21 protein-coding genes are annotated in these 22835 nt (G+C 43.9%); 17 read left to right on the forward strand and 4 right to left on the reverse strand.

The genetic code is table 11. The features are described 5' to 3' along the window. The first annotated feature begins 25 nt into the window (after window positions 1–25). A complete protein-coding gene (locus tag BCT49_RS18015; protein ID WP_102437153.1) occupies window positions 26–763 on the forward strand; it encodes an AzlC family ABC transporter permease in 738 nt (245 codons plus the stop codon). Window positions 764–765: 2 nt separating this feature from the next. Beyond that, on the forward strand, window positions 766–1101 hold the full coding sequence (locus BCT49_RS18020; protein ID WP_017112051.1) for an AzlD domain-containing protein: 336 nt from the start codon (window positions 766–768) through the stop codon (window positions 1099–1101). A gap of 127 nt (window positions 1102–1228) precedes the next feature. Here the strand turns inward: BCT49_RS18020 and BCT49_RS18025 are convergent, their stop codons facing one another. Then, the gene (locus BCT49_RS18025; protein ID WP_102437155.1) at window positions 1229–3283 is read right to left on the reverse strand and encodes a methyl-accepting chemotaxis protein; all 2055 of its coding nucleotides are present in this window, start codon (window positions 3281–3283) and stop codon (window positions 1229–1231) included. A gap of 104 nt (window positions 3284–3387) precedes the next feature. On the opposite strand from BCT49_RS18025, the gene BCT49_RS18030 reads away from it, so the two are divergent. Beyond that, complete coding sequence (locus BCT49_RS18030) at window positions 3388–3873, forward strand: C40 family peptidase (RefSeq protein WP_057622409.1); 486 nt, start codon at window positions 3388–3390, stop codon at window positions 3871–3873. An 87-nt stretch (window positions 3874–3960) separates the two neighbouring features. On the opposite strand, the gene BCT49_RS18035 is transcribed toward BCT49_RS18030, so the two are convergent. After that, window positions 3961–4305 carry a DUF3802 family protein gene (locus tag BCT49_RS18035; protein ID WP_017629902.1) on the reverse strand — a complete coding sequence of 115 codons (345 nt, stop codon included), beginning with the start codon at window positions 4303–4305 and terminating at the stop codon, window positions 3961–3963. A 546-nt stretch (window positions 4306–4851) separates the two neighbouring features. On the opposite strand from BCT49_RS18035, the gene BCT49_RS18040 reads away from it, so the two are divergent. Together BCT49_RS18040 and BCT49_RS18045 are read left to right on the forward strand one after the other, a co-directional pair. Next, window positions 4852–5718 carry a fructosamine kinase family protein gene (locus tag BCT49_RS18040; protein ID WP_102437157.1) on the forward strand — a complete coding sequence of 289 codons (867 nt, stop codon included), beginning with the start codon at window positions 4852–4854 and terminating at the stop codon, window positions 5716–5718. Window positions 5719–5781: 63 nt separating this feature from the next. Continuing rightward, window positions 5782–5985 (forward strand): CPXCG motif-containing cysteine-rich protein, encoded by a 204-nt coding sequence (locus tag BCT49_RS18045; protein ID WP_017059600.1) that lies wholly within the window; start codon window positions 5782–5784, stop codon window positions 5983–5985. Window positions 5986–6092: 107 nt separating this feature from the next. Here the strand turns inward: BCT49_RS18045 and BCT49_RS18050 are convergent, their stop codons facing one another. Further along, window positions 6093–6701, reverse strand: a complete 609-nt coding sequence (locus tag BCT49_RS18050) for a riboflavin synthase subunit alpha (protein ID WP_102437159.1) — start codon at window positions 6699–6701, stop codon at window positions 6093–6095. A 161-nt stretch (window positions 6702–6862) separates the two neighbouring features. Between BCT49_RS18050 and BCT49_RS18055 the strand changes: the two genes are divergently transcribed. Then, the gene (locus tag BCT49_RS18055; RefSeq protein WP_102437161.1) at window positions 6863–8233 is read left to right on the forward strand and encodes an MATE family efflux transporter; all 1371 of its coding nucleotides are present in this window, start codon (window positions 6863–6865) and stop codon (window positions 8231–8233) included. Between the two features lie 132 nt (window positions 8234–8365). Here BCT49_RS18055 and BCT49_RS18060 read toward each other — a convergent pair whose 3' ends face one another. Next, window positions 8366–9208 (reverse strand): DNA ligase, encoded by an 843-nt coding sequence (locus BCT49_RS18060; protein ID WP_102437163.1) that lies wholly within the window; start codon window positions 9206–9208, stop codon window positions 8366–8368. 294 nt (window positions 9209–9502) lie between these two features. Between BCT49_RS18060 and BCT49_RS18065 the strand changes: the two genes are divergently transcribed. From BCT49_RS18065 to BCT49_RS18115, 11 genes are all read left to right on the forward strand, one after another. Then, entirely contained in the window at window positions 9503–9832 is a 330-nt protein-coding gene (locus tag BCT49_RS18065) for an STAS domain-containing protein (RefSeq protein WP_102437165.1), read from the forward strand. A 62-nt stretch (window positions 9833–9894) separates the two neighbouring features. Beyond that, window positions 9895–10728: an OmpA family protein gene (locus tag BCT49_RS18070; RefSeq protein WP_102437167.1), complete on the forward strand. Its 834-nt coding sequence runs from the start codon at window positions 9895–9897 to the stop codon at window positions 10726–10728. Next, window positions 10725–12824, forward strand: coding sequence for an SLBB domain-containing protein (locus BCT49_RS18075; RefSeq protein ID WP_102437169.1), 2100 nt, complete (start codon window positions 10725–10727; stop codon window positions 12822–12824). Before BCT49_RS18070 ends, BCT49_RS18075 begins: the two co-directional genes overlap by 4 nt. Continuing rightward, a complete protein-coding gene (locus tag BCT49_RS18080) occupies window positions 12824–13513 on the forward strand; it encodes a tyrosine-protein kinase family protein (RefSeq protein WP_102437171.1) in 690 nt (229 codons plus the stop codon). Before BCT49_RS18075 ends, BCT49_RS18080 begins: the two co-directional genes overlap by 1 nt. A gap of 542 nt (window positions 13514–14055) precedes the next feature. After that, the gene (locus tag BCT49_RS18085) at window positions 14056–15048 is read left to right on the forward strand and encodes an ABC transporter substrate-binding protein (protein ID WP_102437173.1); all 993 of its coding nucleotides are present in this window, start codon (window positions 14056–14058) and stop codon (window positions 15046–15048) included. A 191-nt stretch (window positions 15049–15239) separates the two neighbouring features. Further along, a complete protein-coding gene (locus BCT49_RS18090; RefSeq protein WP_102437175.1) occupies window positions 15240–16139 on the forward strand; it encodes an ABC transporter permease in 900 nt (299 codons plus the stop codon). Then, window positions 16132–17364 (forward strand): quaternary amine ABC transporter ATP-binding protein, encoded by a 1233-nt coding sequence (locus BCT49_RS18095; RefSeq protein ID WP_102437177.1) that lies wholly within the window; start codon window positions 16132–16134, stop codon window positions 17362–17364. The genes BCT49_RS18090 and BCT49_RS18095 overlap by 8 nt, the downstream gene beginning before the upstream one ends. 350 nt (window positions 17365–17714) lie before the next feature. Further along, window positions 17715–18140, forward strand: a complete 426-nt coding sequence (locus BCT49_RS18100) for an Hpt domain-containing protein (RefSeq protein ID WP_102437179.1) — start codon at window positions 17715–17717, stop codon at window positions 18138–18140. 196 nt (window positions 18141–18336) lie between these two features. Further along, window positions 18337–19863, forward strand: a complete 1527-nt coding sequence (locus BCT49_RS18105; RefSeq protein ID WP_102437181.1) for a sigma-54-dependent transcriptional regulator — start codon at window positions 18337–18339, stop codon at window positions 19861–19863. Next, window positions 19844–20992, forward strand: coding sequence for a glycosyltransferase family 4 protein (locus BCT49_RS18110; RefSeq protein WP_102437183.1), 1149 nt, complete (start codon window positions 19844–19846; stop codon window positions 20990–20992). Before BCT49_RS18105 ends, BCT49_RS18110 begins: the two co-directional genes overlap by 20 nt. Before the next feature lie 443 nt (window positions 20993–21435). Then, a complete protein-coding gene (locus BCT49_RS18115) occupies window positions 21436–22824 on the forward strand; it encodes an O-antigen ligase family protein (protein WP_102437185.1) in 1389 nt (462 codons plus the stop codon). The last annotated feature ends 11 nt before the right edge of the window (window positions 22825–22835 follow it).

A 22835-nucleotide genomic window follows, 5' to 3' on the forward strand; every position in this document is an offset into this window, starting at 1 on the left:
AATTTTTAATTTAGGGTGACCAGTCATGAATAAACAACAAATACAGGCAGGGCTACGTGCCATCTTTCCGTTGTGCGTAGGCGCATTTCCATTTTCATTCATTGTCGGGGCAATCAGTATCACGGCTGGAATGACCGTTACACAAAGCACTTTATGGTCATTCACTGTGTTTGCGGGTTCATCGCAAATGGTCGCACTAGGCTTGGTTCAATCGTCGGCGAGCATCGTCGTTATCATGTTTACCACTTTCATTATCAACCTGCGTCACATGCTCTATAGCGCATCTATGTCTGAACACATGAAGGAATATCCTATTCATATGCGCATGTTGATGTCTTACGGGCTAACGGACGAGGTTTACGCAGTAACGATCAATGAAATGAAGGCAGAAAAAGAAGGGCGTCATTGGTTCTATTTGGCGGCGATGGGCGGATTTTGGGTTAACTGGGTCGTGGCAGATTTCTTAGGTGCTCTGATTGGTTCTTCGTTCCCTGAAATTGCTAACTATGGTTTAGATTTCGCAATGGTTGCAGCCTTCATTGCTATTGTGATTCCGCAAGTGAAAAGTCGCGAGTGCATTGTGGCAGCTATCGTTGCGACGTTCACTGGCGTTCTACTTGCAGAACTACCCTACTCACTTGGTCTCGTTATCGCAGCGGTTGTAGGCGTTTACGCGGGGTATCGTATGGATCTATCGACAGAGAAAGCAGAACAAGAAACAACACAAACTGGTTTATTAATCGAAGAAAGCGGAGTGGCATAATCATGAATACAACGACTTTTATTCTTATTACTTTAGCGATGGCGGCAGCAACCTTCATCATTCGTTTCTCTGTGATTGGTATGGCGGGCAAGTTTGAGATGTCGGAGCGTTTTAAAAAGACGCTGCGCTTTGTTCCCGTTACGGTTTTACCTGCGATCATTGCTGTGGAGATTTTAGGTGCGGGGCCTGAAATGGAATTCGATCTTCACAACCCAAAGGTTTTGGCTGCGATTGTTTGTACGCTCGTTAGCCTTCGTTTTGATCTGATTTGGGTTGTGATCAGTGGTGTTGCCTCGCTCATCTTTTTCCAACAAATCATGCCAATGTTGCCGATGTAGAGAAGCTCAAATAGACAGGTAAATAATGTAAAAAATAAAAGGCAGAGTCTCGTACTCTGCCTTTTTCGTAAATCCTATTTCGCTTGGTAGTTATTCAATATTTATCAAGAAACAGCAGCCAACGTTTCTACTTTTCAGCTTGCAACTGGTACTTGTGCAGCATGGCTTGTTGATGCCCTGCTATCTCGGCGACTTGTTCTGAGCTTTCAATCATAGATTCTAACTGCAACTTGGTATCTTCACCCTGCTCCGATACACGGGTGATTGAATGCGTAACATCAACCGTGGCGCGTGCCTGCTGCTCAGTCGCCACCATGATTTGCTCAACTCGCCCTTTAATCTGACTCACTGCAACTTCAATTTTTTCAAAAGCTTGCTTAACATCACTACTGGTTTGCATCGCATTGGCCATTTCGCTTCGAGATTCAGTCACCGCCGAGCGAGAGCGTCCAGCTGCAGCGACCAATTCATTCATCATATTGCGAATATTAGTGGTTTGCTGAGAAGTGCCGCTGGCTAGTTTTCTGACTTCATCGGCAACCACGGCAAAGCCTCGGCCTTGTTCACCAGCTCGCGCAGCTTCGATTGCGGCGTTTAATGCCAGCAAGTTGGTGTTTTCTGCAATGCCGCTGATCACATCGACCATTTCACGAATCTGTTTAACGCGTCCATCGAGGTCGGTCATCGATTCTTCGTTCATACTCAAAGAGTGTTCTAAAGCTTGCAGGCGTTGTTGATTGAGTCCGACAACTTGGCTGCCAGTTACCGATTCGTTTTCAGCAAGTTGCGCGTCGTCATTGGATGCATTCGAAATACGTGCAATTTCACTAATCGATGCTTCAAGCTCAGTAACCGTTGTAATCATGTTCTGCAACGATTCGTTCTGTTCATTCATGCTCGAATTAGTTTGTTCCGCTGCGTCATGGCTTACTTCAGCAGTTTGGTAAAGCGTTTCACAGTTACGTGTCACCAAGCGCACGGAATCTGCTGTTGAATCGACCACGGTATTCAGTTTCGAGGCAATCACTTGTAACTCTAAAGGACCAACCAATGCACTTTGTTTTGAGAAATCATGCTCTGCAAGCAAGCTCAGTTGTTGCGTAATATTTTTCAGGCCTTTGTTGACCCAGCGACGTAACACTAACCATGAAATCACAATGATTACCGCGATCACTAGGCCGCTGATAAATAACACTCGGTCAATATTGGTAATGGTCTGATTAACGACTAGCTCGCTCTCATCAATCAACAGAGAAGCGGTGGAAGATAATTGGTTGAGTGTGTTGATGACGGTGTTCGCTAAAGAGATCACTTCAGCGAGATTTTGCTCTTGTTGTTGAACTAACTCTAATTTCAGTAGCAGTTGCTTGATAACACCTTCTTCAGTGAAGCCCTCTTTTACCATTTCATAAGGTGCGGTTAGGCTTGCGAATTCAGCAATATCTGGGTGCCAATCTGCAAAGTCACTGTAAGCCAAGTTAAGACCCGCAATTCTGTTTCTTAATTGGCGATATTCGTCTTGTGCTTTCTCGATGTCGGATTGCATCATCAACATCAAGAAGGTATTTGCCATTGCTGAAGCACTTGAAGTGAAACGATTCGCTGCATCACTGGCTTCTGGATTATCTTCAACCAAAAACGACCTGATACGGTTCATTTCGGGTCCGATCGAACCAACACCGTAACGGAACTCGCCCATTTTGCTGTCGATCAGGTTTTGCTTATTTTGAATCTCAATCTGGGCTAACAGAACCGTGTTGGTCATGGTTTGCAGTTGCGCCATATCGTCGATAAGGTTCTGTTGTTGTTCTAGAGAGATCGCATCAGGAAAAGATTGGGAGATAAAAAGGAGTTCCTCTAGCGTTGCGTTACTCTCGGAAGCAAGTTGATCAATAGATCCTCGCGTTGCATTCAGTGTATCTAAGTCAGTAGATTGGGTACTGTAAGTAAGAAGTTTGACTTGTTCTAATACGCTCTGAGTTAATTCAGCATTATGAAGTGCAAGCGGTAAAGCCTGCTCCGATAACGTATCGAAATATCCGCCTACTCGTTCAACACCTCTTATGCTGACCATTGATAAAAAGCTGACAAGTAAAAGAATCGAAATAAAGACAGCACTAACGGTTTGGATGAGCGAGAATGTATAACGTGAGGGTTTTATTGATAAATTTGTGTCGGGCATGTGAAATCCAGTTTGACTACGAAAAGAGATATCCTTAAGTTAGTCCGTATACTAGAAGTCCTTGATGACGTTTTTATTTCATTTTTTTTTCAGAAGAGTTACATATGAAATTCAGAAAAATGCTTGCAGTTACAATAACTTTCGCAACATTAGCTGCATGTAGCTCGACCCCGTCTCCTTCTCAGCTTAGTCAAACCGCACAGAAACCTTTATCAAAGTCAGAACAATTGACTACAAATGCTTATATGAGCGTATATGAGCAGTGGAAAGGCGTGCCGTACCATTTCGGCGGAACCTCATTTAGAGGTGTAGATTGCTCCGCTTTTGTACAGATCGCCGTCCAAAATGCGACCCAACAAGCCCTACCAAGAACCACAAAAGATCAGAGCCAAAAGGGAAAAGAAATTGCGTATGAACAGGCTACGAGTGGCGATTTGGTGTTTTTTAAGACGTCGATGACAGTGCGACACGTTGGCGTTTACTTAGGAAACAATCAATTCCTACATGCTTCTACATCGAAAGGTGTGATTATATCGAGGCTGGACAACCCTTATTGGGCTTCCAAGTTTTGGCACTTTAGGCGTTTATAGCGGTTCAAGAGATTCACCGCTGAACGACATAACATCAAATGTTACGGCTTAAACGCCCTTTACTATTTTAGATTGATACGCGAATAGCTAGTCGTATTTAGCGACAGCCGTATCAAACAGGTTTTTCACTAACGCGATGTACTCGTCTAGGAATACGATCTGTTCGTTAGTCGCCTTCTTAGCCCACACACCGGCTAATACTTCACCTAAATCCGCAACAACGGCGTCTGCTTCTTTCAGCAGTTGAAAACGTACACTCGCGTGCAGCTCTGGGTTTTGTTCGAAGATAGCCATGATGTTCGTTGAAATCATGTCTGTAATAATGTCTTCGACACTTTCATTTCCTGTATCACCATTACCATTGGTAAATACATCTAGGTTGAATGATAGGTGCTCTATTAAAGCTAGATAGCCATCGGTTTCTACAACCACAATAAATCTCCGTTTTAAGCTCTTAAGCAGATTAACACGTTCTAGGCTAATACTATGTAAATGAAGTCATTTGTCATCATTTTATTGCTAAAAGTAATATTAAAATGATCTTTGCTAGCATTTAAGCTCAAAATTGAATCAATCTACAAACAAAGCAGAGGAATAGGACTTAACAACGGTTTCAAGTGCGATTTTGATGGGCACTCCCCCCGCCTTCCACACGACGCAATTAGTGGACTATTAGTAATAGCTAAAATTTAAGCATAGACAATAGCAACCCACCCACGATTTTCTAGTTAACGACTTCGAATTCGAGGCCGAATGTGAAGCTAGTTCCAAACAAGAACGCCTTGTCGTCATACATTTTTCGTCGATTAATCAAAGGCATTGAATCAGTGCGAGTTCACAAATCCGCCAATTGATTCATATTGATATGAATTAGAGCTGAGAACATTGACCAGTACGTCTATAAATTACTCAGATTTATCCTAAACTATTGCTATTAAACGATAGTATTTCAAATCAACAGTTCTGTGAGGATTTCCTATGTGGCAGGCCATTTCTCAACAGCTTTCAGATACGCTTTTGTTCAACTTTCAGATTACTGAACGTACGAAAGTCTCTGGTGGTGACATTAACGATTGCTATATGATCAGTGATGGTAATGAACGTTACTTTGTTAAAGTGAATCAGCGTGAATTTCTACCCAAGTTTGAAATTGAAGCTGAGAACCTGCGTTTATTAAGAAATACTTCCACCGTGTATGTGCCCGAGCTTGTTCTTATTGGGAAAACCAAAGAGTGCTCGTTCATTATCCTCAATTACTTACCAACTAAACCACTAGAAACGGGCAACAACAGTTTCGATTTTGGTGTTCAACTTGCCCAGCTCCACCAATGGGGAGAACAAAAAGAGTTTGGTTGCGATCAAGACAACTACATCGGCAGTACCCTTCAGCCTAATCCGTGGCATAAAAAATGGGGACGCTTTTTCTCAGAGCAACGTATCGGTTTCCAACTTCAACTGCTGAAAGAGAAAGGCATTGAGTTTGGTGACATCGACGATATTGTCGATGTGGTGAATATGCGACTTGCAGGCCACAACCCTCGCCCTTCTTTGCTTCACGGCGATCTTTGGAATGGCAATGTCGCTAACTCTGCGTTTGGTCCAATTTGTTACGACCCTGCCTGTTACTGGGGTGACCATGAGTGTGATTTGGCGTTAACCGAATTGTTCGAAGGCTTCCCTAAAGAGTTTTATGACGGTTACCAAAGCGTCATGCCGCTCGACGTTGGCTATACTGATCGAAAAGATATTTATAACTTGTACCATCTTCTCAATCACTGTAATCAATTTGGCGGTCATTACTTGGCACAAACCGAAGCGTGTATTCAGAAGATTCAAGCCGTTTAATACCAATTACAGCTGTTTATAACCGAATACGATTGGTATCAGTTACAGTGAGGAGAATTTGCCATGCATAAATACACAGAGAAACATGTCTCCTGTCCGCATTGTGGGCACGGTATCAACATCACGCTTGATGCATCTAATGGTAGCCAAGACTTCTATGATGATTGTCCAGCGTGTTGCAATGCTATTCATTTAGATATGCAGGTCGATGAGGTAAGAGACAGAATCAACCTTTCGATTGATGCCGATGACGAACAAGTATTCTGACAACCAGTTTCTCGTTTAAACCAAGATCAAAAAAGAGCACCTCATGTGCTCTTTTTTAATTTGGTCATCGGTATGATTATATCGCCACCGATTCAATGCGCTACTGGCTATTTCTGGTTCGCTAATACACGCTCTACCGTATCAACAATCGCCTGTGTTTGAGGATCGAACTCAATGTTTACTTGATCGCCGACTTCACGACCGCCAAATAGAGTGCGATTCAGCGTTTCTGGGATCAGGTGAACAGAGAAACGGTTCTCTTCCACTTCTCCAATCGTCAATGAACAACCATCTACACCAATATAACCCTTGCTCAGCACGTACTTCATCGATTCTTGCGGTAGTTCGAACCAAAGTGTACGGTTGTTCTCAGTCTTAATCACATCGACTAGATTAGCCATCAGAGTAATGTGGCCCGACATGCTATGCCCACCAATTTCGTCACCAAACTTTGCTGCACGCTCAATATTCACTTTGTCACCCACATTAAGTTGGCCTAAGTTCGTCAATCGCAATGTCGCTTGCATTAAATCAAAAGCAATCTGGTTTCCTGAAATTTCCGTTACCGTTAAGCAACAACCGTTATGAGCTACTGAAGCACCAATGGCTAATCCTTCAACCATTTCGTCACTTAGCTCAATGGTATGAGTTTGAAACGACTCTTTTTTGTTGATAGCAACCAGTGTTGCCATACCTTGAACGATACCTGTAAACATAAGATTCCTATTTAGCATTTTAGTAACAGTTTTTCATAGCAAGTATTGTGACATTTCTTTATGATTCGTCCAGTGGAAGCTCAAGATCAGTGTCTCTGATTCCTTCAGAATGTCTATTCCTACGCTATTATTCTAATTTTCTCTCTTATTTGGAGTTGTTTGTGCATCGTTACAAAGAAGAAGCCTCTAATTTAATCAAACTTGCGACTCCGGTTTTGATCGCATCAGTTGCACAAACCGGAATGGGTTTTGTTGATACCGTTATGGCCGGTGGCGTAAGTGCTATCGATATGGCGGCGGTTTCGATTGCAGCAAGTATTTGGTTACCATCCATTCTATTTGGTGTGGGCCTATTAATGGCGCTTGTTCCTGTAGTTGCACAACTGAATGGCTCTGGTCGCCAAGTAAAGATCCCATTTGAGATTCAACAAGGTGCGTTTTTAGCACTCGTCATCTCCCTTCCTATCATTGGCGTGCTGTTTCAAACGCAGCTGATACTGGAATGGATGGACATTGAACAGCTCATGGCAGACAAGACAATTGGCTATATGAATGCCGTGATGTTTGCTGTTCCTGCATTTTTGCTGTTCCAAACGTTAAGAAGTTTTACGGATGGTATGTCTTTAACCAAGCCGGCAATGGTTATCGGTTTTATCGGCTTACTCTTAAACATCCCGCTTAACTGGATGTTTGTATACGGAAAACTAGGCGCACCTGCTCTTGGTGGCGTGGGTTGTGGCGTAGCGACGGCAATCGTCTATTGGGTAATGTTCGCGTTATTGTTTGCTTATGTTTTAACATCGAAGCGTTTAGCGAAAATTAATATCTTTGGCACGTTCCATAAACCACAGTTAAAAGCGCAAATCCGTTTGTTCAGACTTGGTTTCCCTGTCGCCGCTGCAATCTTTTTTGAAGTAACCCTATTTGCAGTCGTTTCTTTATTAGTTGCACCGTTAGGCTCACTGATTGTTGCCGCGCACCAAGTCGCGATTAACTTCTCTTCACTCGTATTCATGATCCCAATGAGTATTGGCGCTGCGGTAAGTATTCGTGTTGGCCATAAATTGGGTCAAAACAACACAGAAGGCGCAAGAATAGCGACACATGTGGGCATTATTGTTGGATTGGTGACGGCGTTTATGACGGCCGCGCTAACCGTGTTGTTCAGAGAGCAAGTCTCGTTGCTTTACACTGAAAATACGGCGGTTATTACTGTTGCCATGCAACTGTTGTTGTTCGCTGCGGTATATCAATGTACGGATGCAATTCAGGTGATTGCGGCGGGTGCTTTGCGCGGATACAAAGACATGCGTTCAATCTTCAACATTACCTTCGTTGCTTACTGGCTACTTGGCCTTCCGATCGGTTACGTTTTAGGAATGAAAGATTGGATAGTTGAACCTATGGGCGCACATGGTTTCTGGATTGGTTTCATTGTTGGCCTTACGTCAGCAGCCATTATGTTGGGTATGCGTCTGCACTGGATGCACAAACAAGATGATGATGTTCAGCTAGAGTTTAGTTCTCGTTAATAATTAGCAGCTAATTGCTGCTTACGAAGATCCAGTATAAAAATGAACCTCAAGAGCTCTGAATGATCAGGGCTCTTTTATTTCTGTTAACTTCAAGCGCTCTAGTTTGAATACAGTTACTGGCCTGATTTATTAATACTCACTCTTTTCTCGAACAAAGCGTGCAAACTTAGGCTTCCCGTTTTGTGTAAAGCCGTTATAGCGGAAGGTAATTCGACTGCCGATTTCTGGTGGTGCCAACCTCATCTTATCGCTAAACCCACTCCCAATATAAAATTCAACGCCCTCTTCGGTGTGCACCAATATTGAGCCCATCATTCCCTTGTACTTCCCGGTTCCTCCCTTGTAACCAATAACGGTCGCTTCAGCGTCATGATGCCTCTTGAGTTTGAGTAAATCATTACTTCTTCCTGCTTGATAACGACTGGTGATTTTACGAAGCATAATGCCTTCCCCATTCCCTTCATCGATGTTGTCTAACTGCTGGAATAACAACTCTTCACTGGGTATTGGGAAATGTTCGATGTACCCAATATGCTTTTCATCGATGACACTCGCCCAATGCAGAATGTTGTAATAACGTTTTTGATAATCTCCAGCAGCACCTGGCATATCGAAAAGCATAAAGTCGATTTGTCGCCAGGCCGTATCACTCGGCGTATGGTCCAATACGGTTGATTGAACAATATGGAAGTTACCTCGCCCTGCCCATAACTCGCCTTCTAGGTGAACTTTAGGCAGTTTTTCGACAAACCATTTAGGGACATAAATCCGATTTCCGTTGCGCGTATATAGATGATCTCCGTCCCACAACGCTCTAATGCCGTCCAGTTTTTCGCTTTTCCAATATTGAGAGACATCGATACCTTGTTGATAGGTATTGGCGAGTACCAATTGCTCGGGCGGTAAATAAGATGAATGTGCAGGCAGAGCACACGCCCACAATGTTGCTATGGCTAGTTTGGTTAACCTCATTGTTCACTCCGTATTTTTCACTCCTTTCATCCTATGTGTTCAACAAAGTTGATATCAGGAATTAAATAAACGATGCGATCCAAACGTCAACATTATTCAACTCCTAATTTCATTCACCAAATTAATACCTAGTAGCTCTCAAAAATTCACTCATTATTCGTTCTCATATTGAGAAGTCCTATTTCTCAATATGACATCCAAACCGTGCCTGCATCTAACTCGTTGAAAATAAACAATATAAAAGTTGGCACATTCAGTGCAATCGTAAATTCATACATTAAAGGAGATAAGACTATGGAATTACGCAAAATTGACTTAAACACAACGACACTGACTCTTTCTATTTTTGGTGATTTAGACGCAGCAGGTAGCCGCGACGCACAGACCGATATTGATGATGTAATTTCAAATGACGGCCACCAAGAAATTGAAGTTGATTTCAGCGAAGTTCAGTTTCTTGATTCATCAGGCGTGGGTGCAATTGTCTACATGTTTAAGCGATTAACTGAACGCGAACGAAATATGCGCTTAGAAAATGTATCTGGTCAGCCTTTAGAAATCATGAAGCTTCTACGCATTGGTCACGCTATCCCTGTGAATTCAAAAAATCCTACCAATTCATGAGGATCCACTAAGCTAGAAGTAACTAAAAATAATAATAAAAAGAAAAAACAAAGGACGTTGGCATGAAAAAACTTAAAAACTACATAGCCCTTTCTCTGTCTGTCCTAGTTCTGGGTTGCACAAGTTACCCAGAACAAGGCTCCGGCGGTTTAGCAGAAAGCTATGATTCACTCAATTATCAAAATTCTGACTTCTCTCCTGTCATGCCAGACGAGCCTCTTGGTCCTGAACATGGACTACGTTTTGATTGGCAACTGGCAAAACTGCATTTAGATGCGTTGATCCAAGAAGGTGCGCGTTGGTGCTTCCCTGCCGCTGTTGTTCAAGCCATTCAAAAACAAAACCGAATCGCACGAGAGCTCCAAGGTGGTCTTCTGTTAGATGCAGCCAACGACCTTGTTATCCAAAGAAAACGTCTTAACGAACTTGAGGTTCAACTCGACTATGTGACTTCTCAAGCGCGTTGTGAACCACCTAAAAACGAAAACCAATTCCGCATGCAGTTATCCGTGATTCAACAACTGTATGAATTGCTCAATGTTGACAACCAATTCGCGCAAAATTCTACCGAAGTGAATCCAAAGTACATGGGTAAACTGGCTGAAGCGTCTTACATTTTGAAAGAAAACAAATCTTTAGACCTTATTGTTACAGGACACGCAGATGCGACAGGTTCTGAAGAGTACAACGACAAACTAGCACTAGGACGAGCAAAACAAGTCGAACGCTACCTGACTATCTTTGGCCTCAGTCCACAACGAATTAAAGCGGTGTCTGTCGGTGAAACCGTGCCACTTTTTGAAGGTGAATCTGACGGAACCCTGCTGACCAACCGTCGAGTGAGCATTGAAGTTATCTCGCCTGAGAACGCAGCGAAGATGGGAGGTGCACTATGAAATCACTAATCACTTTATTCATCACATTTGCATTGTGCTTCGCGAGTTTCGTTCAAGCTAATGATGAGTTTTCTGATGCGGTACAAGTCGGCGACCTTATCCAAGTTAACGTTCCTGGCGAAAGCACGCTAAATACGGGTTTCCAAGTTGATAAACGTGGGCGAATTACCCTTCCTGAAGTCGGAGCGGTATTCGTGGCAGGTTACAACAATGAGCAACTAAACAAAGTCGTTCTGGAGTCTTTGGCTTCGGCTTACAAAGACTTATCAAACGCATCCGTCTATGTGAAAGAGCAGCAAATCATCATCTCGGTACAAGGTTACGTGAAAGAACCGGGCGAATATACGTTGGCGCTCGGCTCGAGTGTTCAAATGGCACTTTACGCAGCGGGTGGTTTACGCTCAGGTGCACAGTTAGACAAGCTGATCCTAAAACGTGGTTCTGATAAGAAAGAGTTCAACTACAAACGCTTTCTAGACTCTGGGGATGAAGCTAACCTTCCGACACTGCAATCACTTGATTCGCTGTTCGTTCCCGCTTCTCCGCTGGTTGGTAATATTGAACAAGAGTTTGATCCAGCCAAGCTTGCTAACTCTGGTGACAGTGCCGACTCTCGTAACGCGATTAAGGTATTTGGCGAAGTAAACGCGCCGGGGTCATTCACGTACAAAGAAAACACTGACCTCGTTGATGTATTAATGCGTTCTGGCGGTGTAACTCGCTATGCCAGTGTCGAGCAAATCCGCGTTATCTCTAATAACACACCTACTCTATTCAATCTTAAACGCTACCTAGACTCCGGTGATGAAAGCTTATTGCCTGTTCTTCGTCCCGGCTCAACCATTTTTGTACCGAAGCAAGAAGAAGAGATTAAGTCTGGTGCCAATATGGTTTACGTGATGGGTGAAGTTGCTGCTCCCGGCGCTTTTGAAGGCAAAAGAGATGCGACCTTCATGGATATCCTTGCGAATGCTGGCGGTCCGACTCGATTTGCAGAATCACGTCAAATACGTGTGATCAAAGCCGATGGCAGAGTGATTAAATTCGATTTAGCGGCTTACACAGAAGGCCTACCTAACTCTAACCCACCGAGTATTAAAGCCGGTGACGCGATTTTCGTTCCAGAGAAAACCGACATGAACGAGAAGTCTTGGTTGAAGATAGCACCAGACAGAGCGGTGAATGTCATTGGTGAAGTGAACCGACCTGGACGTATTGAATGGTCAGACGAAATGAACTTCATGGGATTATTAGCTCACGTTGGCGGCCCGACATTACGAGCGGATACGTCAAAAATTGAAGTCGTGACGGGTAGAAAGATGGTTGTGTTTAATCTTGATGACTTCATTCGAAATGGTGCGCCACGCGATCAACTTCCATACATTCGCGCGGGTTCTATCGTGCGTGTTCACGATTTACCACAAGATCCTTCAGACAACAAATCACAATGGGTTCGTCAAAGCTCAGACGCATCAATCTATATCTTCGGACAAGTGAATGCACCCGGTCGTTACCGCTTCACTAAAGACATGCATTTCTTAGACATACTGTCAGCGGCTGATGGTCCAACTAAAGATGCCGACATACACAATGTTCGTGTCACACACCGCGACAAAACTTACTCTAAAGTAAGCAAACTGAACCTATCACTGTACTTTGAAACAGGTGATGAATCATTACTGCCAAACGTAACCACTGGCGACACCATTTACATCCCAGAGAAAGGTAAGAACTGGTTAGATACACCTAAAGAAGAAACCGTTCGAGTGCTTGGGGCTATCAACAATCCGGGTCGTTATGTGTTTAACGACAACATGACCATCTTAGATATCTTGGCGGAAGCGGCAGGCCCTACTGATAACGCTTACGTAGAGAAAATCACCATCGTGAACATGTCTTGCTGCCAAGGCCAAGCGCGTACCTTCGACCTTGTTGAGTTCAGTAAAACGGCGAACATTTACAACCTTCCGGTATTGCGTGCAGGTGATACGATTTACATTCCTGACCGTCGTGAAAGCTTTATCGAAAAAGCACGTGTTGGCTTGGATGACATCCTGCGTATTACGACCACTATCGTTTTAATAGGAGCGCTATAATGACTATTTCAGCAACGCATGCCGAAGTTGAACAACTGTACTTAGCTTCTGAACTGAATGGACAACGCTCTATTTGTGTTACCGCCTGTCATTCAGGTGACGGCGTAACATCTATCGCAACGGCATTGGCAGAGCGTTTCCTATTGGCGGGTCACTCTACGCTGTATGTTGACCTCAATTTGTTCAACTCTGCTTTTAAGAACTTGCACATGCTTGAAGAGGATCAATCCGGTCAACTTATTGAGCACGTTGAATCTCATCGTATGTTTATTGGCGTCCCTGCTCCACAAGTTGCATCAACTCAACTCGCTTATAAAGATCCTGCGACACTGAAAAAAGCGGTGGCTCAATGGTTAGGAAAATATGACCGCGTGATCATTGATACGTCACCACTACTTAATATCAACAAGGGGAACATTCCTGCTCAATCAGTTGCCAGTGCTTGTGACTGTGCACTACTTGTTGTCGCCTATGGTGAAACGTCGACTCATCATCTAGAGCAAGCGAAGAAACTTCTCGATGCTCAAAGCATTTCGTTGATGGGTTGCGTGATGAACATGAAGAACAATCCAAGCTTTGCTCAAGAACTGGTTCGACAGGTCAACCGAATGAGATTTCTTCCTTCTAAGCTCCGTGACCGCTTGGCGAATAAGCTATATCAAAATGAGTTTTTGAACCTACCAATGTAATTTTTCGGCGTTGATTTTCGGCTGTCACTCAAAACCTGACGGCCACCTACCCAACTAGGGTCAGAGCTGATTCACTTCAAACCAAATTTGGTGTTTTTGGCGAAATTATTGTCAAAAATACGATTTTAAAAACCATTCAACGCATTTCACACATCACGAACATGGACTTACCACCTTTAAAACCACTCAAAGATCAACAGCCCTACGCCTAACTTTAGCGGTAATGTGACACAGACGGTTAAAGCACCATGCAAATCGCATCAAAGATGGAATTCGTACGAATATTCCCTAAAATTATAAATAGAGGTGGTTTTTGACGAATTTGTAATAGTTTGACAAAGTTATCCGATGGCTGTGAAACACAGTGGATAAATCAAGCAAATCACACTTTATGCTTTGTTGGTTTATCTATTCATATTCCCGCCATCCCTCCTTCTGCTCAAATGGTTCAAATACACGGAAAGGATCACCATCGAGCAATTTAGTTAGTCAACAGACCTTGATTAGCTTGGTTGTATTATTAAAGAGAAAGGAAACTCAATATGAAATACAAGTTAAGCTCCGTATTTTTGTTAGTTGCAGCAGCCAGTGGTCATGCTAACGCTGGTGAATGTGGCAGCGTAACAATCGCAGATATGAACTGGAACTCTGCAACTTTAATCGCCAACATTGACCAATTCATCCTAGAACACGGTTATGGTTGTGATGCCGAACTCATCCCTGGTGACACAATGCCAACTGGCACGTCGATGATTGAAAAAGGCCAACCAGATGTTGCACCAGAACTATGGAGTAACAGCCTCAAAGACGCACTCGATAAAGGTGTCGAAGAGAAACGTCTTCGTTACGCAGGTAAAGCCCTCGTAAGCGGTGGTGAAGAAGGTTTTTGGGTTCCGGCTTATTTGGTTAAGCAATACCCAGAAATGGCAACCATTGAAGGCGTCCGCAAAAACGCTAGCTTGTTTAAACACCCAGAAGACCCAGATACATCTGCATTTTATAGCTGTCCAGCAGGTTGGAACTGTCAAATCAGTGCCGGTAACTTGTTTGAAGCTCTTGACCTAGAAGAGAGTGGTTTCACCATTGTGGACCCAGGCTCGAGTGCCGGCTTATCTGGATCTATCGCGAAAGCTTATGAACGTGAAGAAGCTTGGTTTGGTTATTACTGGGCACCAACCGCGGTGCTAGGTAAATACGATATGGTCAAAGTTGACTTTGGTAGTGGCGTCAATGAACAGGAGTTTTTGAACTGCACCACTAAGGAAGACTGTGATTCCCCTAAAGCAACCATGTACCCGCCTTCACCCGTTCACACCGTCACGACAGAAGACTTCGCCTCAAGAGCACCAGAGGCTTACGACTACTTCACTAAACGTGGTTTCACCAACGACAAAATGAACTCACTTCTTGCTTGGATGGAAGACAACCAAGCGGACGGAGAAGAAGCGAGTATCCATTTCTTGAGTGAATTCCCAGAAATCTGGCACCCTTGGGTATCTCAAGAAGTCGCGAAAAAAGTAGAAGCTGAGCTGTAATCGCTCTTGCTAAATAGATGAAAATAATAGGAATAAATAACGTCGCTATACTTGATGTTATTCAATATTCGGAGTCTTAAGTTTCAGTCACGATGATGTTAAGCGTCATCGCGACTGAAACCGTTTATCTCGCTCGTTATTCAACAGCGACTTAAGACGAACTGAAAGACGCCGAACTATAAGGATATAAAATGGCTGACAGCAATTGGTTATCAAGCTTTCCTGAAATGGAACGCTCTGATTTGCGAGCAATTAAAAAGGCGCTAGATGGTGCTTACCGCGAATTTTCCCGTGAATACGGCGAAATGATTGAATCATTATTTGACCCTCTTCTTTCTTTCCTTGTTTGGTTTGAAAAACTCCTCATTTCCACTCCGTGGATTATCGTTCTTGGCGTGTGCACCGGCTTGGTGTATGCCGCGAGTCGCTCTTGGAAACTGGCGTTAGGTTGTGTGGTTTCATTGCTTCTCATTGGTTACTTTGGAATGTGGGAAGATACAATGCGGACACTCAGCATCATTACTGTGTGTACCCTAGTTTCAATATTCCTCGGAATCCCTATTGGTATTGCGATGGCACGCTCTAATCGAGTGCAGTCAATCGTCACCCCGCTACTCGATATCATGCAAACCATGCCTGCGTTCGTATACCTTATCCCTGTAGTTATGCTGCTTGGTATCGGTAAGATCCCGGGCCTGATCGCCGTAGTTATCTATGCTATCCCGCCGGTGATTCGTCTAACCAACTTAGGCATTCGTTTGGTCGACAAAGAAGTGCTAGAAGCCGCAACGGCGTTTGGCGCGAGTAAGAAACAACGCTTGTGGGGTGTTCAACTGCCTTTAGCGATGCCAACCATTATGGCCGGTATCAACCAAACTATCATGATGGCCCTCTCTATGGTGGTTATCGCGTCGATGATCGGTGTTAAAGGCTTAGGGCAACCGGTACTTAAATCGATCACCAACCAATACTTCACATTAGGCTTGATGAACGGCTTTGCCATCGTTGCCCTCGCGATTCTATTTGACCGAGCTTCGCAGGCTTATGCGCGTAGAACGAATACGCACCTAGGAGGGTTAAAGCATGACTAAACCATTGATTGAAATTAGTGGTCTTTACAAAGTGTTTGGACCAAAGCCGATGTCTGTTATGAACCGTGTAAAAAATGGTGAACACAAAGACGACATATTGGCAGATACTGGGCATACCGTCGGTTTGAAAGAGATTAACCTCGAGATCAACCGCGGCGAAATCTTCGTTATCATGGGCCTTTCAGGTTCTGGCAAGTCTACATTAATCCGACACTTCAACCGTCTCATTGACCCGACTCAAGGTAAGATCACGGTGGAAGGCATTGATGTAATGAGCCTCAACACCAAAGAGCTTGAAGAGTTTCGTCGTCACAAAATGTCGATGGTTTTCCAACGCTTTGGCTTAATGCCTCACCGTACTGTGGTTGAAAACGTTGCATACGGATTGGAAGTTCAAGGCATCAAGAAAGAAGACCGTTTAGCCAAGGCTAATGAGTGGTTAGAAACCGTTGGCTTGAAAGGTTACGGTAATCAGTACCCTGCTCAACTTTCTGGTGGTCAGCAACAACGTGTCGGTTTATCACGAGCTTTGTGTACCAACGCTGAAATTCTCCTTATGGATGAAGCCTTCTCGGCGCTTGACCCTTTGATCCGAAGCGAAATGCAAGATCAGCTGATCGAGCTACAAGAAAAGCTTCATAAAACCATTATCTTCATTACCCACGATCTCGACGAAGCACTTCGTTTAGGTGACAGAATCGCGATTTTGAAAGACGGTGAATTAGTCCAACAAGGTACGCCTCATGAGATTCTGTTGAACCCTGCAGATGATTATGTAGAAGCGTTCGTAAAAGACGTAAACCGAGCACGTGCGCTTACGGTTGAAACGGTAATGCAGCCACCTCTTTACCGCATTACTTCGGAAACCATTGAAGGTGCTCTGGCTCAGATGAAGATGCTGAAAAACGATTACGCTTATCACGTGACCGATGACGGCTATCAGGGCTTAGTGACCCAAGAAAGCCTTCAAGATGCGGTTGAAGATTCCTCAGTGCATGACTTCAGTGAAGAGATCTACGAAGAAGTGCCAGCGGTGTTGCCTGACGCTGTAATTGAAGAAGTTCTGCCTGACACTATGTCTTGTGATTACTCTCTTCCTGTTGTCGACGAAGAAGGTAACCTCAAAGGCGAACTGGAACGAAGCGCTGTTGCTGAGATCTTCACTGAAAATAGCGAGGAAGAAGTAGAGCCCGCCCCAAAGTTAAAGATTGATAAAGCCTCTTAGTTGAGTGCTGTTTATCGCGTTGTCATTTAGCTTTGTCTTAAATGGCCTTTGATACAGATAGAACCTAAGGCCGTTGTGATCACTGAATCGCAACGGCCTTTTTATTTCCACAACTCATCCCGATGCATCAAAACACATAACGAACCGAATCAACGGCATTTAATTCACTAAAATCATAAACTTAACGATGAGAGTGAACTCACCTTACCCATAGTTCGCCGTGAAATAATTACTGTATTTATGGGGCAAGCGGTTGAAATTATTCTAAAAAATGTCTAAAACTTAGTAATCACGGTGCAATTTGGTACCAAATTAAGATACTGCGTTTTCTCAAAATAAAAGGAATTGATGTGAAGAACTCAGCCTTAACGACAGAGACACCCACGAATTTAAGCACCCAAGTCGACAGCGCCATGATTCAAGAAGCTGAGCTTGTAGACGAAAGTATTCTGCAGCAGATGATTAAAGACACCAGTGCTGATGTGATTCCAATTTTGATTGACCACTATGTTCAGGAGTCACAAACACGTATTGCAGCCATTAAACAAGCCTCGACCGCAAATGATTCAGAGGCGTTAGAGTTTGAAGTTCATACCCTCGGTAGCACTGCCTTGGCATTAGGCAATCGACCGCTTTCAACGCTGTCTAGAAAGCTTGAAAAGCAATGCTTAGAACAGAACCACGAATTAGCGTTTAGCCAGATCGATGAACTTCTAGACTTAGCAGTTCGTTCAATCGATGCCCTTATCGCAAGAAAAGAAGCCGGTTTTAGCTAACTCTGTATACGACACAAAAACACTCAACATAGACAATATCAACAATCCAATTTCGAGTTAGATCAAATTGGAAATGTAAGTAGAACAGTTGGAAAGATTGCATGCGGTAGGTAACAAATACACCCTATTCGCATTGATGCTTACATACCTCTATGTTATTGATTGGTTAGGATAAAGTTTCAAAAGGAATTATACAATGCGCCCTAAAGTATTGTTGGTTGAAGACTCCACCTCCCTTGCCGTACTTTACAAACAGTACGTCAAAGATGAGCCATACGACATATTTCATGTCGAGACTGGCGCTGAAGCCAAGACATTTATAGAGAGACACGCCCCACAGCTCGTCATCCTCGATCTCAAACTGCCCGATATGCCGGGCGAGGAAGTCTTGGATTGGATCAGTGACAACGAGATTCCGACCGCGGTCATTATCGCCACAGCACACGGTTCTGTGAATATAGCCGTTGATCTAATACAACGTGGTGCGGAAGATTTCTTAGAAAAACCCATTCAAGCTGATCGCCTGAAAACGTCGGTTAATCTTCACTTGCGTAGAGCTAAGCTTGAAAACCTTGTTGACGACATTCAAACCAAATTCGACCGCGACCGCTTCCATAACTTCATCGGCTCTTGTTTACCGATGCAAGCTGTTTACAAAATCATTGATTCTGTTGCCCCAACGACCGCCAGTGTCTTTATCAATGGCGAAAGTGGCACCGGTAAAGAAGTCTGTGCCGAAGCGATACATCAAGAAAGTCAGCGCAGCGATAAACCGTTTGTCGCGATTAACTGTGGTGCTATCCCTCGGGATCTAATGGAAAGTGAAATCTTCGGTCATGTTAAAGGCGCTTTTACTGGCGCAACAACAGACCGCAAAGGTTCAGCGATGCAAGCGCATGGCGGTACTTTATTTCTCGATGAGCTTTGTGAGATGGAACTGGAGATGCAGAAAAAGCTCCTCAGATTCTTACAAACAGGCACCTTTACCCCACTCGGCGGTAACCGAGAAATCAAAGTTGATGTTCGAATCATCTGCGCAACCAACCGAGACCCACTAGTTGAAGTAGAAGAAGGTCGATTCCGTGAAGACCTTTATTATCGCGTCCATGTCGTACCTATCGAGATGCCGCCATTACGAGAAAGAGGAAGTGACATTGTCACTCTGGCAAATCACTTTTTGAAGCTGTACGCGAAGCAAGATAAGAAGAAATTCAAATCTATCGACAAAGAGACACAAACCCTACTTAAACGTTACGCGTGGCCAGGTAATGTACGTCAGTTGCAAAATGTCATTCGAAACATCGTGGTGTTGAATAATGAAAGCAGCGTGACTAAAGACATGCTGCCTTCGCCAATTAATAAAACGGAAACCACGAAACCGAAGTCTATTACGCCAATACGAAATGTGGCGCCCGTTGCTGTTGCCGCTCCGACTCCTGTAACAGAAGCTAGGCTACCACCGCTCACGCCAGAAGAGCTTGAGCAAGCATCAGTATCAGCATCAACACTTCAAGCACAAAGCGAACCAATGACACCGGCTTTCACAACGGCCGAAGGCGCTATTCGTCCAATGTGGCAGATTGAGCGTGAAGCAATTCAACATGCGATCAATCATTGCGATGGAAACGTGTTAAACGCGGCTGTGCTTTTAGAGTTAAGTCCATCAACTGTTTATCGTAAGAAGCAGGCTTGGGAATCTGAAGATGAGTACAACCAAGCCTAATATCTCCCCGAGTAACGTAGACGAGCCTCTTATTAAAGAGGCTCTCGTTCCTGTACTGGGAGAAATTTGGTTGTTCATCGATAGCCAAACCTTCGGAGGAATAGAAACACACGTTGTAGAGCTAGCCAAAGGCCTGTTAAATCACGACAACAAGGTCCGTGTTATTTTGTTAACAAAATACACGCCAGAACCGTCGATTATCGGGCAATTAAATGAAAGCACCCTGCCTTACTCTTATCTCCAAGACCTATCAAAAGTCCAAGGTAATCCAATAGCTCAGCTACGATCAGCGGTTGAACAATATCAGCCACAACTTATTCATGCACACGGTTACAAAGCCAGTATCGTGAGTAAATCCACTAAATTGTTAAGCAGGCCAATATCACTTCGCCAGATCACCACTTACCATGCTGGTGAAACGCCAACAGGCCGCGTTTGGGTGTATGATCTTCTCGATCGTTACACAAGTTGGATATCAAACCACTCGTTAGTGGTTAGCAGTAAGATAAGCCGTAAACTCCCCACTCGATCTACATTGCTTAATAACTTTGTGAGTGTTGCTGACGTTTCTCAACCAACGGTTTCAAGCGATATTCAAACAGCACAAAGCAGCCATCCCGATCATCTCAATCATTATCGATTTGGTTTTGTTGGACGTTTAAGCCACGAGAAAGCGGCCGACCGCTTTGTGACTTTAGCGAAAGGTTTTGAACAACATCAATTCAACCTATTTGGTGATGGGCCTGAGCGTTCTCAGCTAGCACAAAACAGCCCTGCGAACTGCCAATTTCACGGTCATCAAAATGATATGGCTTCAGTATGGCCGCAAATTGATGTCTTGATCATTCCCTCTCGCTACGAAGGTCTGCCAATGGCCGCTCTTGAAGCTATGGTTCGTGGTATTCCGGTAATAGCAACTGCCGTGGGCAACCTACCGCAGTTGATTGACCATGGCAGTAATGGCTACATCGCGCAGTCAGAATCAGAACTAAACACGAACCTCAACGCCTGGTTAGCCCTATCTCCCGCTGACAAAGAAATCATGAGCGCAAAAGCTAGACAGCGCATCATCGATGATTATTCGCCACAAGCCGTTATCCCGCAGCTGTTGAATTGCTATCGCCTTTAAGGCTCGTATTAGCAAACTAGTCCTCGTATTAACTATTTAATGCTCGTGTTAGCCTTCAACCATACTTTCAAATTAGACAGTTCAACCTTTGAAAACCATGCAAACTCCTTGAAAGCCAAATGAGCTCATCAAGAAGAACCGTCACTTAAACCAATCTGCGTTTAAATCACTCACCATCTTAATACAGACTACTTCGTTGATATGATGGATTACCGTCGTGTAGAACCTCACCGCTCATTCTGATTCTCAATTTGAAAAATCGAATAGTTCCTATTTATTAGGTTCGAAATAACAGTAAGTTAACCATATAAAACCGATGGCATCACACTTGCTAAGTTAACCCTAACACTGTTTTTGCTCACGTCGTTTAGCTAAAAAGCAATCAGGAAATTTGGCACCCTACGTGTGAGACTAAGTATGAAAAATCCGAATAAGGAGCATTGATGATCGCTTCGGCTAGGAAAGCACCCTCTACTATCGGTATTTTAGCGCTCTGCATAATTGTAGGAGCGGTATGGGTTATGGTGCCTCACCCATTGGTGGCCATTTGTTTATCATTTGCTCCATTGGCAGCACTATTTATCATCAATAAAACTTTTTGGTTGGTGATTATGTTCGTTGTGTTCTCTTTCTTCCGTATTCACGAGGCTATTCCTCAGCTTTTTGCGTTCAAAATCCCTTTGCTTCTGTCGCTAGGTGCTTTATCTGCCTTACTTTGGCATGGCCTTATCAGTCGAGAGCTGAAGCCTTATTGGCATCGTTCTTTGTCATGGTTAATGGTGTTCTGGGTGTTGGTGACCATCGGATTGGTGTTTGCGTCCAACAGAGGTGTCGCGTTGTCTGAGTTTAAAGGCATCTACTGGAAAATAATGATTATGACATTAGCGATTGTTTGGTTAGTAAATAGTGCCGAAAAACTCGCGAAGACATCAATGATCATCGTTGGCGCTGGAACATTGGTCGGCGTTATCGCCATTTATAACTCGATTAACGGTATTGGGTTAGTCGAAGGATCTCGAGTGACTATTGGTCGGGACTTCGGCTCGATGTTAGGCGATCCAAACGATTTGGCACTGGTACTAATGTTTCCACTCGCGTTTGCGATAAGCCAAGCAAGCACCAAAGGTATAGCGACTTTCAAACGATTACTTTGTGTTATCGCTGGCTGTATTTTGGTTTACGCTGTCATAGCCACACAAAGCCGAGGCGGGTTGTTAGGTTGTGTTGCCGTCGTGGGTATATTCGCTTTAAAAGTGATTCGTTCTAAAATGCTGCTGCTATCACTTGGTGCAGTGGGCGCCATCGTCCTTTATTTTGCCGCAGGTATTTCAGATAGATCCTCCGGCGGATCAGCAGAAGCCGGTATCGATGAATCGGCCATGGGACGTTTATACGCTTGGGAAGCAGCCTTTAAAATGGCGCTTGATAACCCACTGACTGGTGTTGGGTTAAACAACTTTTTCTCCAATTACTTTTTCTACAGCTCTCACTGGGACGGCCTTAACCATGCAGTTCACAGTACTTGGTTTGGCGTATTGGCCGAAACGGGGTTCCTCGGACTCACTGTGTTCATCACTGTGATTGTTTCATTGCTCCTCACCACTAGACAAACATTAGCGCATATCAATCAATGTTCCCACAATGTAACGCCAGCGCTTCATTCTGCGGCCTACGCAGTCTATGCGGGATTAATCGGTACGATTGTCTCAGGCACTTTCCTCACCCAAGGTTTCAACTGGCCAATTTATATCTTGGCAGCACTCACAGTCTGCGTATCGCACGTATCCCAAACTGAATGTCAGAATGAGAAACTAGAAAGCAAAAACTCATAACTCATTGAAAT

The organism is Vibrio lentus (assembly GCF_002875945.1).
Taxonomy (GTDB): domain Bacteria; phylum Pseudomonadota; class Gammaproteobacteria; order Enterobacterales; family Vibrionaceae; genus Vibrio; species Vibrio apostichopi.